A 14,646-nucleotide genomic window follows, 5' to 3' on the forward strand; every position below is an offset into this window, starting at 1 on the left:
CACCAGCCTTCAATTTGTCGGGGCATATTTTCAATATCTAAAGCAAAGGCCACTTTTATAGTGGCTTTTGTTTATAACTCACCTAAAGGTCTTTGATTGAGTCATTTAAGCGCGACAGGTTGATGTACTGCTTCCACCCCTTTCCGTTCCACTTCTCTTTTGGGTCATCTTCCTGCCCAGTAAGAAGGATTAACCCCTGACGATTATAAATGTCAGTTACCGGGTCAACGCTTGACTGAGGTCTTAAGAACCCCGTTAAAAGACGTCTATTCCCTGTTTGAATTGAAAAGTCTCCAGGTACAGTAATTACTGCAGCAAACTTTATTTTATGCGCTTTTGCTAACCGACTATCCTGCTTCACTACCAAATCAACTAAGCGGTATGTATGGCACTGATTTGAGCATATGGTGCTGAAAAAACTGTTGGTGCTCTCAGACAGTCTTTGGAAGGATTGTTCATAATCTTCATCGCGGTTCACGAGCAAAATGCCATACACAATTTTATGCGTTAATTCGTACTTCTCTGGTGTATGAACAACATCTTGCACTACCGGACCAACTGCTACGTTTTCTTGTATGGCCGCGTCTTCCATGAATGCCAGTTCGTTCATACCAACCCAAATTAACTTTGAGTTATGGGTGGTCTGTGCATATTCCATAAGTGACCTATTCATGTTTTGCTGCTGCAAGTTGTCGTAACATTGATTCTGCACTTTTTAGATGCACTAACCGATCACACACGCGTTCGTCCGTTATACCTTCATCGCATCTGGATTTGAGTTCTTTGTTGAACAACTCCAAGTATGCCAAAGCATCTTTTTGTTCCTTCAAGCTGGTGGATTCCGTGGCTTTGAAAGCAAAATCTTCTACTAATTGGACATTGAAATACTCAGATTCCCTTCGCATCTCTGGGTACTGTTCCATGAAGTACTCAGCAGTATCCGCGAGAACTTTTGTAATCCCTGTATCGTTCTTACTAACAGCCACCACAGAAGCACTAGCCGATAGAATTGCACCCGTGAGGATGACTTTCATCAATGTATTCATATCAACCTAAACGTTATTTTTAATATCGAAGTATTTTATGTTTCTATTGCCATAATACCACGCTCTTGTGCGTTTGAAACTCCGTAGTAATTTGGAAATTCAAATAGCGAGTAAGGCGAATAGAAATGATTAATGCAGTTAACACTATCGACGTAAAAGAGTTAGATTCATGGGATACATGGAAACAAGACCTTATAGACTTTGACGGTGAAATCACACCTCTTACATTACGTTCAGTGGATGCAATCTATCGCTATCTTATACAAGGCTACACTTACCAAATTCAGTACAGCTCAGGCAAAGACAGCGAAACTGTTCTAGGGCTATTCTTGCTTGCGTTAATGCGTGCTAAGCGTGAAGGTAAAGCCATTTCAAACGCCCACTTTTTGGTGCATGTTGATACAGGTATTGATAACCCTGAAATTCGTAATCTTGCCCAAAACAAAATCAACAGCCTTGATAGTTTCATTATGGAAAACTCGCTTCCTTTAGTGACCTACATTGCACACCCTAGCTTATCTTCTACATGGGCTTCTCGCGTTCTTGGTGGTCGTGGCTTACCAACCTTTGTTTCATCAAAATTCCGTCAGTGTACCCATGAATTAAAAATCACTGGTGCTAACCGAGTTGTTTCTAAACATACAAAATTGATGTCGAAAGAGCAGAAAGCAAAACTGATCATGCTTCTTGGCTCTCGTGACTTGGAAGGAACTATCCGAAAAAACAACATCGCCAAAATGGGTGGTGATGACATCAAGATCAGTAAATCAGGTAACAAGTATTCTCTATACCCTATAAAAACTTGGTCATCAGCTAATGTGTGGGAGTACCTGACCTATTCGGGCAACCGCCCAAGTTCAGTGCTACCAAGTTACCTTGAAGACCACTACCAGACGGTCGACATTTACCGCGATAGCGGCGCGGGTGAATGCGTAGTTTTCCAAGCGGATACTGATACAGACGGTGGAGCTGGACAAAGCTCGTGTGGCAGTCGTCATGGTTGCGTATATTGCCTCGCCTCTCCAGCTGATAAATCTATGCTTACATTGCTTGAAACTGATCCAGAACGTTATGGTTATATGACGGGCTTGAACCGCGTACAGCGCTTTCTTGAGCTTACGCGTTACAACTGGGATATGCGTCATCCTGTTGGCCGAACAATTAACATTGGCGGGTACATTAAGATTCAGCCGGACGTATACTCACCTGCTGTTCTTAAACGACTTCTACACGCGATTCTTAGCTTCGATTATCTTGAACAAAAACGAGCTGCCAAAATTAAGCAGAAGGTACTTAACGGCACATTACCTGAGACAGAATACAACCTGCGTATGTCAGAGCCACAATTCCAGATCATTGATGAACGCCAACTGATTGCTATCGAGATGCTTTGGTCACTCCACCACTTCCAGAAGCGCCCATTTGAAGCGCTTGATATATGGCATCTGGTTTATACGGATGGTGAGCTTGAGCTGCTAGAAGAAGTAGATAGCATGGTCGCCACCCCTAAAACTCCCCAACCAGCACCATTTTGGTTGCATGTTGGCGAATGGGGTGACAACTCTGGCCTTGATGGTTTAAGCGACAATATGACGGAATTCGCTTACTTTGATAGTCACCAAGACCAAACTCACCGCTTAGTGAGTACTAAGGAAGGTTTACGACGAGTTGTGGACTACGTTGAATCAGAGTTGTTTGATGTCGACATCGATGCAGCGCGATTCATTGTGCACGAAGAGTATCCACGGCTTCGTCCAAAAGCCCATGACGGCTATTACACACCTTATTACGCGGCTGCATATTTACTTCGCTTTGGTGCTGTACAACTAGGAAAAGGTCAGGCTGCACGCTATCACGAAATGGCTCAACGCGGTCAGACCTACCACACGCTTGGTTTAACTGGCCAACTATCTATGGAAGAGATTGCCAACAACCCTAAATATCAGGGTTTAATCCTTGATAACAAGGCGTACAAAGTACTTGCTGCAGAATTGAAAATTGAACAGGACAAGGCTGCAGAGCTCGAAGCTATTCGAGAAGAAAAAGAGCAGAGAATCGCTGCGAAGCGTAAAGCTTGGGCTAAAGCTAATCCGAAATTGGCAGCAAAAGCCAAAAGCCTCAAGAAAGAAATTTCGATGCAGCGCCACAACGAACAGTTATTCAAGTCTCTGTTTGTCATGGCCACCAGCATTCATGCTGAGATTCAAGTTGATACCATTTCAGGAAACCTTAACAGTGACAAGCTTCCCCGTCGTTTAAAGGTGCTGAACGGCCTTCGTAATGAGATCACTTCTCTACGTGAGATTCAAACTGAAAAGTACATTCAGAAAGGCTACAAGCATCAATTAGAGATGAATGAAAAATGGTTAACTATCCTTGAATCTGGAAACTTTGATAATTTCGATTCCGATCATCTTGCTGATTACGCCCGGATTGCACCTGCCCAGTTCAAACAAGAGCTTCGAGACAGCATTCAGCGATGCAAAGCGTCACTAACCGGTTGGTATAAAGGTGATGGCCATAAATCATCCTGTACGCAGGATAGAAATATCGTCATCAAGGTTCATGAAAAAGACCAAATTGAATTGGACCTATCTGTTTTTCTAGCCGCTTAATACCGCGTCCAAAAGCACCTTGGTTTCTATTTCCAAGGTGCTTGTCGCTAGACATTAATGATTAGAACTTTTCTTTTTACGAAGCCTGTTGCGACCGTGGTGACTTGCCACTAAGTGTGACAATAAAGATTAAAACTAATGTTCTATCTTATGACTATGCTGATGAAAATATGACAATAAAGTTCGAAACTAATCGAACTCATCGAGAGTTATCCATTCTTTAATCTTGATTTCCAGTTCAGCTATTGCTTTGTCAATGTTCGGTGTCCAATACGGATCGTCAGGCAAGATTACCCCTGATAGCTGGTCTTGACGTGCGCTATACATTCCAGCCAAATTTGCTACTTCCGCATCATACTGCTCCGAAGTCCATTTTTTTGCTTGATCCATCGCTTATCCTTCTATGTCCGTAGCCTAATTTAGTTTCAAACTATATTGTCACAATCTTTATCTTTAATGTTGCAGTTTCAATCTTTGTTGCCTGACGACAGTGCTATGCAATCAAACAACCCCAGCTAAATAACAGTAGTTATCAACCGCTCAATAAAAAACAAACGTTTACATTAACAACTGAATTGTAACAATCAAATGGAGGGGTCATGACGCGCCCGATTAAAATTACGCTCCTAGCAATTGCATTAGGTGCGGCTTTTGTTGGCTATCACGGCTATTCCGATAAAACTCTAAGTCCTACACCTTCAAACAAACTGCAGGATACTGCGTCTGCAAGTCTGCCACTGACAACTGAGTTCTTAACTGATGAAGAGATTCAGTCATCCCTACTCATGCTGAACGAGCACCCTGACCCATTAGATTTATTAAACATCGGTAATAACGCCCTATCGGAGAATAATTACTTCGCAGCCTACTCAGCTTTCAGCGCAGCCGCTCAAAAATACAATACCTCGGCCATGATCAAACTTGCTGAACTACTTGAAATGGGAGCCATTGGCGGGAAACCCGACATTGATCGAGCGTTAAAACTCTATAACGTCGCATTTGAGCTGGGGTCATTAGATGCGACTCTTATCCTTGCTAATTTCTATGAGCTGGGAATTAACGTACCAGAGAACGTTGATAAGGCATCACATTACTATCAAATAGCCTCAAATAAAGGGAATTCCAAAGCAATTCATTGGCTAGTAGAGCATGCTAAAAGTGAGCCTGAATTTGCAAGTCAAGAGCAGGTATTAGCATGGAACCTATCTCTAGTCGATCAAGGTGATGCCCTAGCAATGATTGACGCTGCCAACGCGTATTATATTGGCCAAGGCACTAAAATCGACAAAACTACCTCTATCAAATTATTAGAGAAAGCGATACAGGCCGACAATGATTCAGCAAGAGTTATGTTGGCAACAATTCTTCTCGATGACCATGACATAGAAACCGACCCGGTAAAAGCGACAGAGCTTTTGTCAATTTCTGCTGCCAACAACAATCCAAGAGCTCAGGCTTTATTAGGTAATGCCCTATCCGGTTTTAATGACTATAAAGAGTTTGGTATTGAACCTGATAACGAACGGGCTTTTCAATTGATCGAGAAGGCGCTGGATCAAAACTTACCATTAGCTCATGGGTACGCTGGAGATTTCTATCTAGCGTCATTTGGACCAGGTGTAGATCTTAAAAAAGCTGTTGAGCATTTCGAAGAAGGTGCGAAGTTGGGTGACCCAAAATCTATGATTGGTCTTGCTCTCCGACTTAAGTCGGGAACCGGTATTGATAAGGACTATGACCGCGCAAATCAGCTAATCGACCAGGCAATATCGATGAATTTCCCGGATGCTATTTTCCAAAAAGGCTTTGTCTATGAGAAAGGTGCTGGCGTTCCTGTTGATTATGCAAAGGCAATGGAGTACTACCATAAAGCTGCAGACTTAAATATATCCTCGGCGGCATACCATTTAGGTTTTATGTATGAACAAGGCTTAGGATTAATCGTAGATACCAACAAGGCTTTGGAGTGGTACAAAAAGGCAGATGAGTTAGGTGATATACGCGCAAAGCGCAAACTAGATACCTATCATAAAAATGGGTCTTTCGATGTTAAAAACGCTTGTGACCATTAATAGCCAAGCTGTTCAGCTAGTAATTATCACCACCTAAATACTACTACTTATTAAACACCCAGTATTTGAATATCCTCTACCCTTCTAGGTTACTTTGCAAAGTAACCGGAGGGGTCAATGAAACGCCCATTTAAATATTCACTATTGGCACTTTCTCTTGGTGTCGCTATCGCTGGCTACAAGGGCGTTTTACCCCTGCCATCTAGTGAAGCGCCAACAAACGATAAGTTAGCCGTAGAAGTGCAAGATCAAATATCGGCAAGCGATTACCTAACCGCCGATGAAATCTCTGCAAATCAACTTACACTTGCTCAGCAACCTGACGCCCTTAAGCTAATTGAAGATGGCGACCAGGCGTTGTCATCTAATGATTATTTTGCTGCATATAAGTTCTATTCTGCAGCAGCACAAACCAAAAACACATCCGCCATTATTAAGCTGGCTGAGCTCCTTGAAATGGGTGCTATCGGCGGCGAACCAAAGATAGAGCGTGCACTAAAGCTATATCAAACTGCATCCGACCTCGGCTCTATTGATGCCACGCTACTTTTAGCTAGTTTCTATGAGTTAGGTATCAACGTACCAGAAGACATAAACAAGGCATCTGAACTATATCTAACCGCCGCAAACAATGAGAGTCCTAAAGCTCTTCGTTGGTTAGTTGAACGTGCCCGTTTTGAGCCAGGCTTTGCTAAAAAAGCTCAAGTGATGCAATGGAATCTCTCTCTTGTTAAAACTGGCGACATGAAAGCCATGCTAGATGCCGGTAATGCTTACTACTCAGGCACCGGGGTAAAGCAAGACAAAGAGATGGCACTAAAACTTTTCGAAGATGCAGCAGAACAAGGAAACGATTCTGCGCACACAATGCTTGCCGAAATCTTGTTGTATGACCATGACGTAGACCGTAATCCAGCTCAAGCTGTCGAGTGGCTAAAAGAGTCAGCGACCAATGGAAACCCTCGGGCTCAGGCCATGCTAGGAATTGCCATTTCATCCCTTAATGACTTAGCACCAGAAGGCATTACGGTTGATGATAAAGATGCTTTCCATTGGATAGAAAAATCATTAGAGCAGGATTACCCACTATCCCACTCATATGCCGGGCAGTTCTACCTGTCATCTACCGGAACAAAACAAGATATTCCTAGAGCAGTCGAGCATTTTATTCGCGGTACCGAACTTGGCAATGCTGATGCGATGGTTAATTTAGGTTGGCAGCTAATCCACGGCCAAGGCATCGAGAAAGACGAAAAGAGAGCTTTTGAACTGATTAGTGCCGCAGCTGACATGAACTATCCGAACGCGATTTACAACCTTGGCTGGATGTATGAGAACGGAATAGGCACCAAGCAAGACTATGAAATGGCAATAAAGCTATATCAAAAATCCGCGGATCTAGATGACCCATCAGGTACTTATAACCTTGCCGAAATGTATGAGAAAGGCCGTGGGATTAATGCCAATACCGAAGCTGCCCTTCGCTTATACAAGGAAGCGCATCGAATTGGTGATACACGCGCAAAAGAGAAATTAGATGTGTATGCAAAACAGGGAGATTTCCAAGTTGAAAATAACTCCAACGTTTAATCGTAAACTTGCGCTGATGATGGCTCTTATAGTCACAAGTCATCAGGCAAGTGCTAACTGTGGTGGTTCTCCACCAGCTGCCGCACCTGTCCCATCATTGAGCAATACATCTAGCTCAATCAATGAAGACGGCGCAACGACAATGAACCCGGGCCTAAGCAGTTCTATTTCCATCACTGGACGTAGAATCAATAGCGGCCCTGCGCATGGTACGGCTCGCTGGTCAGGCAATAATGTCTATTACAAACCAGCCGCTAACTGGTGTGGTCGAGATACATTCACCTACTCTGCTTCCAACTCTTCTGGCTGGTCTGCTACGCGTACCGCGACCATCAACGTGGCCTGTGTAGTTGATGCTCCAGTACTTGGTAATTCGAACACCAACATCACAGAAGACACTAACGGAACACTATCGCCAGGCATGAACCTTGACGGTGGCACCATCTCTGGGCGTTACGTGACAACTCAACCTGCACACGGGTCTGTCTCATGGTCAGGTAACAAACTTGTTTACACCCCAACGAATAACTATTGTGGTTCAGATACTTTCCAATACCGCATTAAAACTCAGGGTGGCTACTCAAACATAGCAACCGGTACTGTTGGTATTGCTTGTGTTGTTGACTTACCGATCATTGGTAATGTGAGTGGTACGCTTGATGAAGATACTAACAAGTCTCTAAGTCCAAGTATCAACATTGATGGTGGTACAATAACTAAGAGAATTATCAAGTCTCTGCCTGCACATGGTACGGCAGTATGGAATGGTAACAATCTTGTTTATACCCCGGATGCTAACTACTGTGGTGCAGACACATTCACGTATCAAGTGGCTACAGAAGCCGGCAACTCAAACGTAGGTACTGCAAACCTCAATGTTACCTGTATTGTTGATCCGCCGATTGTTAGTGATGTCTTCATTGAAACACTAGAAGACAACTCTAAGAGCGCGACACCGACTGTTAACCTTGACGGTGGTAACCTCGTATCACGTGACATCGAAGTTGCTCCAGCAAACGGAACGGTAATTTGGCAAGGTGCTTCACTACTTTATACGCCAAACCCTGATTATTGTGGTAACGATGAGTTCCAGTACAGCGTGACAAACTCTGCAGGTAAATCTGAACTGGCGAAAGGTGACGTTTTTGTCGAGTGTGTCGTAGACGCTCCAATACTCGATGGTGTGACCGAAACTGTTATTGAAGATACACCGAAATTACTTTCGCCAAATTACAACATCGATGGCGGCGTAATTTCTAAGTATGACATCGTTTCTGACCCAGCAAATGGTACAGCTGAATGGGTAGATGGCAACATACTGTACTCCCCGGCAGAGAACTACTGTGGTTTTGATACATTTACCTACCAAATCACCACTGAGGGTGGCAAATCGAACATAGCAACATCAAACATCAACGTTGAATGTGTTCAGGATGCTCCTACAGTCGATGGACAAGAGGAAATCAAGATCACTGTGGAAACCACTAAGGATTACACGTACCTCGCTAATGACGTTGACGGTGATACCCTAACGGCCACAATGACTGAACTTAACAAATCGTCACTTCCTGAGTGGGCTAAGTTCGCATTTGATGGTTCAAAAGGTACTCTGACGTTGAGCCCTAGTGATACAGACATGGGTGATTACACACTTGAATTACTTGTCGATGATGGCCACAGCGGTATGGCAATGAAACGCATTGCGGTATATGTACGTGATGATCGTCCAGTAACTCTAACTTCTATCCTGCTTAAGACGTTCAGTATTCCACAGGAATTCGAAACTCCAGCAGGTAAGAAGATGAACGCGGTGTACTTTACCGGCATTAAAGACAGCCTTGGTAATCTAATCACCGGTACATATGACCTAACCATCACGATGGATAGTTCAGTAACTTTCCCAGTGACTATTCTTGGCCAAAGAATTGAACCGGGTGTACCTACAGTGATTAGCTATGACATTCCATCACCAGGTGTTGTCGATGTTAAAGCTATCCCTGTAGTGGCTGGTGAAGATGGTGTTGTTAACTTCCAAATCAGTTTTGATGTTAAATAACAAAACTCCTTGATAGACATAAACAAAAAGCCACCAAACGGTGGCTTTTTTATTAGCTGCTTTGTGTTGATGTATAGCTACTACACCATAAACTTTAACTTCAAACCTTTAACATGCAGACCAAAAGCACGAGTTAATGCAGTATCGGTTCTTCCTGCATAATGTTTTTCTAAATCAGCTAAAAGTTCTTGCAACATTAAGTGTGTATCCACATTAACACCACTTGGTAGCTTAGAAACATGCGTCAGAAGCTTTGCTATACATTCACATCTTAGTATTAGGAATTGTTCCTTATCTTCACCAGAGGGACACGCATTCTCTGTATTCTGGATAACTTTACTAATGTAACTGTAACTCGACAAAGGCTGTTTAGAGTTAAATGATTTCAACCGTTTATCGAACTGATCTTTTATCCATTCAATTTGTTCTTTCATAGAATCTGATTACCAACTGTAAATGACTTTCCCAACCAGATTGCTTTGAGGAACAAAGCCCCAAAATCGGCTATCCTGACTTTCATCTCGGTTGTCTCCCATAACAAAGTACTGACCTTCTGGAACTTTCCAGATCCCTTTCTCCATGCCTTTCTGAATAAAGAAGCTGTCGATTCTGTCGGATTTAGTTTTATCGATCTGAGTGTCGTTATCGAACTCCACTAATTTTAGCCATTTCGATTCAACAGTAAGCACTTTATTTTTGTATATAACTGTGTCACCAGGGACACCTACAATACGTTTGATGTAATTTATTCCAGGATTATCTGGCAGCATAAACACGGCTACATCACCATGTTCTGGTTTCTCCCGGTACAACAAAACATTGTGGAATAACGGATCGCTCACCCCGTAAGCAAATTTATCGATCAACACTGATGTGCCAACCTTGTACGTCGGCAACATGGATTTTGTAGGTATGTTATAGATCTCAAAGAAAAATGAGCGTACTAGGAATACATAGAGGATAACGGGAAACAGCATACAAATGACGGAGATCAACACCGGGCGACGGGCTGTTAACTTGACGTCGCTAGTGACCTCGCTATGCAATGTAACTATTGATTTATAGCGTGCAGGCATCCATACATGGCGCTCCAACAGCCATATGATTGCACAAACCAACGTAACAAACGCCAGTGTCAAAACGAAAAAGTTTACCACGGTAACCGCCATACATTATTTTTTGAAAGTGTGGTAAATATTACCCTACACTCTACCTCTTGAAAATCTCTCAGTTTTGTATTGACGCAGACTTTATTCCCCTCGTACATCTTGCATGTTCAACATTGAACGTTAGAATTGCACTTTTCGTTAATTACAGGGTGAACAAGTGATAATGATACGTAAGGTCTATCAGATTGTTGCACACCACCTACACAAAGTGACATGGCGGTCGTTGCTCGGTGTCGTTGGGCTGCATTACGCGATTTGTTGGGCTGGCTTTTACTTATGTGGTGAATTTGAACTAATTCAACCTATTAATTTTATCCGCTACATGTCGGTATCAGGAAGCACAGTTGGGTTCGGCGTACTGACCCCTGTAACTGACCCAGGCTCATTGTTCATGGCCATCTACCAGTTACCGGTATCTTTAGCCATCTTCGGGGCGTTACTTGGGAAAATGATTAATCAAACACGGGAAATTATCGAGCGAAACATGAATGGAACCTCAGATTTTAATAGCTTTAATAAACACGTTCTCGTTGTCGGCTACCGGGGCGAAGAAACGGATTCACTGATCAAGTGCATTTTATCTGACGAACGACGCCAAAACGGAAATATTCTCTTATGCGTAAAAGATTCTTCAATGACACACCCTTTGCCTGACTTATCTGAGGTGTCCTTTGCTAAAGTCACCTCATTTTCAGATGTAAATGAACTTGAACGAATCGCGGCACACGCGGCAAATCGAGTAATTATCCACGCAGAGAATGATGAACAGACCTTGACGGCCTCTTTGTCGTTATCATCTGCTGTAAATGAAAAATGCCACATCGTTGCTTACTTTGATTCACCTGCGAACGCAGAGCTGTTAGACAAACACTGCAAGAATGTTGAATGCGGCACGAACCGGACATCATCTTTACTTGCACGATCGATGCAAGACCCCGGCTCTAGTCGAGTGATTAGCCAGTTGCTAAATCCTCTAACGGGTGCGACTCAATTTTCTCTGCAAGTCCCTCTTTTACACTCTCCAGTAAGCATTGGGCAGCTATCTGACATAATGAGGAAGAGAAATAAAGCCACGTTGATTGCAGTTTCAACACTACAGTCTGGTGATGACGTAATCCTTAATCCCGATGAAAACCATTTGGTAGAGTCTGGTCATTTTATTCACTACATCGCCGCTAATCGAGTCATGAGCGATGAAGTCGATTGGCAAGCTGCTTAAACACGTATCAATGGTCGCTTTCAGCGGCCATTTTTTTTGCGCGTTTTAAAGTGCCTGCAAATATAGATCCTAATTAACAATGAAGGATTTAGACATGCCCAAACAGTTACTCTCCGTACCAATTGATTCTCTACAGCCTACAGTGCCTACAGAATCGCTCATAGAAGACTTCAAAATCAGTGCGAGGACTTCTATAGCTCGTAGCTCTCCATCGGCTCCACTCAAGCAATTGCTCAAAGCAGGATTGATTAAAGGTAGTGTCTTGAATTACGGCAAAGGCAGAACTAGCCAAGATTCAGACGCGATTAACAAAGTGGCTTTTTGCCACGATTATGATTATGTGTACGCTCCCTTCCCGGAACTACTGGGCAATTCATACGACACGGTATTTTCTGCTTTCGTCGTTAACACTTTGCCACCAGCTGCACGTGACCATGTATGGAAACAAATGGCCTCGGTTTGTAAAGGAAAAGCGTATATTGCCGCTCGGTCTTCCACTGACCGCGGCTTAAAGGGTGTTCGTGAGCAAGACGGTCTAAGAACGCTCCGATCAACATTCCAAAAAGGTTACCTGAAAAACGAGCTAAAGCAGGAAGCACAACAGTATTTTGCATCCGTTAGAGAGATTCCAACAAAAGGCGCATTTCGATTAGTTGAGTGCTCACATGACTTCGTAGAGGTTACAGAGAACTCCACGCAACTTAGCTTGGTACAATAACTCACTGTTGATCAGTCGCGCCGGGCTGCATAGAAGTCACAATCAATTTTCTCACCGAAGAACAATAACAGGCAGGTGTCTTGTGGGACTTCTGTCTGTTTATCTTCAACGTAGTTTTAATACCCCTAAACCTCCCCTCTTATTGCCCATATATCGCTATGTTTTCAGCTATTGTGCGATCTCCAATTGTAAATATAGTTGTTTTGAACCAACCAAAACACTGTGGAAATTTAAATGCAAAATCTACTTACGCAACCAGTTCAGACACTATCAACTACTCAGCTATCAGAGCTATGTGTTTACCTAAACAGCGAGTACCGTAAAGGCTCTCCAGTCGTGTCTGACGAATCATTTGACTTTTATGCTCGTGAGCTTTTCGCTCAAGATCCTGAAAATGCTTTTTTCTCACAACCACAACCTACTGACACCGCCGCTGACAATGCGAAAGGTCGTATAGGGCATCCAAGACCCATGCTTTCGACAGACAAGGCGTATGAACTAAGTGAAATCAAAACCTATGTTGATCGCTGCCATTCAATCGCTTCCTCAATTGGCATGAATCCAGAAGATGTTAAGTTCCGTGTCTTAGCAAAACTGGACGGTATTGCAGGCCGCTATGTAGCTTCCACTCGCCAACTTGTAACACGAGGCGATGGAACATTCGGTAACGACATTAGCCAACTGCTAGATAGTGGACTTGTGATTGTCGGTGACGAGTCTCGTGACGGCGTTGGTGAGGTAGTTATGCCTACTACGTACTTCGATGAAAATTTATCAGACGACTTCGCACATCCACGTAATTTCGTAAGCGGAGCAGCTAGTGCCTCAACATATAGCGACGCGGCTTTAAAAGCTCTTAAAGACGGAGCTATTCACCTTGTAATGTACCGTGACATGCCAGTGATTGTAGTGAGTGGTGACGAGCTACTGGCTAACCTTGATGAACTTGTACGACGCACCAAAGATTCATCCCCATATCCTTTGGATGGTACGGTCATTGAAGTCGAATCCGACGAACTAAAAGCGGAAATGGGCAGTAACAATCGCTTTCACAACTGGCAGATCGCCAAAAAAGAAGCGGGAGAAACAGCCGATGTTGAAATTATTGGTGAAACACTTTCTGTCGGCAAGACGGGTCGTATTACCCACGTATTCACTATCCCACCAACGGAACTGTCTGGTGCAGTGATTACAAAGATTTCAGGGAAGAATGCAAAGTACGTTAAAGACCACGGTCTAGGTATTGGAGCAAAATTTCGCTTGATAAGATCTGGTGAAGTCATCCCAAATCATTTAACAACTTTAGAGCCTGTAACCCCCAACATTCCAGCTAACTGTCCGTGCTGCGGTGAGCCGACAGAATGGCTTAAAAATCCTATGACTGGTATTAACACATTCATCGCGTGCAAAAACATTTCATGCCCTGCACAGCAAGGTCGCGCTATCTCGCATCACTTCAAAATGCTTGGTATTGACAACTTTGGTAGCGCAACGATTCAGCGTCTAATTGACAACGATTTCACGTGTTTTGAACAGATTTATCTAATGAACGAAGAGTCATTTATCAATATTGGTTTTGGTTCGGGACAAGCAGCCAACTTTGTTTCTGAGATTAAACGCGGTATGCGTGAACCTATTCAAGACAAGTTTCTTGTCGCTAGTTTGGGGATTTCTAAACTTGGGCGTTCAGCGAGTGAGAAGATTCTTAAACACTTCCGCATTGACGAACTGGGTAGCCTTACTGAGAGCGATTTAAGTGCTATTCATGGATTCGGTAAGAAAAACTCAAAGCACATCTCAGAATCGCTTACAGCGCGTCGTGATTCTCTGAACTTTCTTTTGTCTCGTGGCTTCAATATCAAGCATACACAGGATATTGAAAAGGAATTAAGCGAGACATCTGCGAATGGCTCACTAAGTGGCGTTAACATCGTTTTCACTGGCACTATGAGCGGTAGCCGCGATGAAATGCAGTCAGATGCAAAAGCGAAAGGCGCGAACGTTCAGAAGTCGGTTAACAAGAAAACGAATGTACTTTGCTGCGGTGACAAAGTGGGTCAGAAGAAATTAGACCAAGCTAAGGAGCTTGGTGTTGAAATCATCTCCGAGAGTGAATACTGGGAGCGCTATAAAGACTAACCATCTCCTACCATACAAGGCC

The 14,646-nt window shown here is 43.3% G+C and carries 11 protein-coding genes and 1 pseudogene; 7 read left to right on the forward strand and 5 right to left on the reverse strand.

What is annotated here, in order from left to right; genetic code table 11:
• Positions 1-82: 82 nt before the first annotated feature.
• Positions 83-673 (reverse strand): hypothetical protein, encoded by a 591-nt coding sequence (locus R7Q39_RS27745; RefSeq protein ID WP_225478198.1) that lies wholly within the window; start codon positions 671-673, stop codon positions 83-85.
• Positions 666-1,046 (reverse strand): hypothetical protein, encoded by a 381-nt coding sequence (locus R7Q39_RS27750; protein WP_225481798.1) that lies wholly within the window; start codon positions 1,044-1,046, stop codon positions 666-668. Before R7Q39_RS27750 ends, R7Q39_RS27745 begins: the two co-directional genes overlap by 8 nt.
• Positions 1,047-1,171: 125 nt before the next feature.
• Between R7Q39_RS27750 and R7Q39_RS27755 the strand changes: the two genes are divergently transcribed.
• The gene (locus R7Q39_RS27755; RefSeq protein ID WP_225478200.1) at positions 1,172-3,661 is read left to right on the forward strand and encodes a phosphoadenosine phosphosulfate reductase family protein; all 2,490 of its coding nucleotides are present in this window, start codon (positions 1,172-1,174) and stop codon (positions 3,659-3,661) included.
• 189 nt (positions 3,662-3,850) lie between these two features.
• On the opposite strand, the gene R7Q39_RS27760 is transcribed toward R7Q39_RS27755, so the two are convergent.
• Complete coding sequence (locus R7Q39_RS27760) at positions 3,851-4,051, reverse strand: hypothetical protein (RefSeq protein WP_225478201.1); 201 nt, start codon at positions 4,049-4,051, stop codon at positions 3,851-3,853.
• A gap of 209 nt (positions 4,052-4,260) precedes the next feature.
• Between R7Q39_RS27760 and R7Q39_RS27765 the strand changes: the two genes are divergently transcribed.
• From R7Q39_RS27765 to R7Q39_RS27775, 3 genes are all read left to right on the forward strand, one after another.
• Complete coding sequence (locus R7Q39_RS27765; RefSeq protein ID WP_225478202.1) at positions 4,261-5,733, forward strand: tetratricopeptide repeat protein; 1,473 nt, start codon at positions 4,261-4,263, stop codon at positions 5,731-5,733.
• A gap of 117 nt (positions 5,734-5,850) precedes the next feature.
• Positions 5,851-7,323: a tetratricopeptide repeat protein gene (locus tag R7Q39_RS27770; protein WP_225478203.1), complete on the forward strand. Its 1,473-nt coding sequence runs from the start codon at positions 5,851-5,853 to the stop codon at positions 7,321-7,323.
• Entirely contained in the window at positions 7,301-9,379 is a 2,079-nt protein-coding gene (locus tag R7Q39_RS27775; RefSeq protein ID WP_225478204.1) for a tandem-95 repeat protein, read from the forward strand. The genes R7Q39_RS27770 and R7Q39_RS27775 overlap by 23 nt, the downstream gene beginning before the upstream one ends.
• An 80-nt stretch (positions 9,380-9,459) precedes the next feature.
• On the opposite strand, the gene R7Q39_RS27780 is transcribed toward R7Q39_RS27775, so the two are convergent.
• Both R7Q39_RS27780 and lepB read right to left on the reverse strand, forming a co-directional pair.
• On the reverse strand, positions 9,460-9,813 hold the full coding sequence (locus R7Q39_RS27780) for a hypothetical protein (RefSeq protein WP_225478205.1): 354 nt from the start codon (positions 9,811-9,813) through the stop codon (positions 9,460-9,462).
• A 12-nt stretch (positions 9,814-9,825) separates the two neighbouring features.
• A pseudogene (gene lepB / locus R7Q39_RS27785) lies at positions 9,826-10,548 on the reverse strand (signal peptidase I); the annotation flags it as partial.
• Between the two features lie 163 nt (positions 10,549-10,711).
• Between lepB and R7Q39_RS27790 the strand changes: the two are divergent.
• The 3 genes from R7Q39_RS27790 (at position 10,712) to R7Q39_RS27800 (ending at position 14,624) form a co-directional block, all read left to right on the forward strand.
• Positions 10,712-11,767, forward strand: coding sequence for an ion channel (locus R7Q39_RS27790; RefSeq protein WP_053409834.1), 1,056 nt, complete (start codon positions 10,712-10,714; stop codon positions 11,765-11,767).
• Positions 11,768-11,861: 94 nt separating this feature from the next.
• The gene (locus R7Q39_RS27795; protein ID WP_225478207.1) at positions 11,862-12,485 is read left to right on the forward strand and encodes a class I SAM-dependent methyltransferase; all 624 of its coding nucleotides are present in this window, start codon (positions 11,862-11,864) and stop codon (positions 12,483-12,485) included.
• A gap of 234 nt (positions 12,486-12,719) precedes the next feature.
• A complete protein-coding gene (locus R7Q39_RS27800) occupies positions 12,720-14,624 on the forward strand; it encodes a BRCT domain-containing protein (protein ID WP_225478208.1) in 1,905 nt (634 codons plus the stop codon).
• The last annotated feature ends 22 nt before the right edge of the window (positions 14,625-14,646 follow it).

It is taken from the genome of Vibrio sp. 947 (assembly GCF_033339115.1).
Lineage (GTDB): Bacteria > Pseudomonadota > Gammaproteobacteria > Enterobacterales > Vibrionaceae > Vibrio > Vibrio alginolyticus.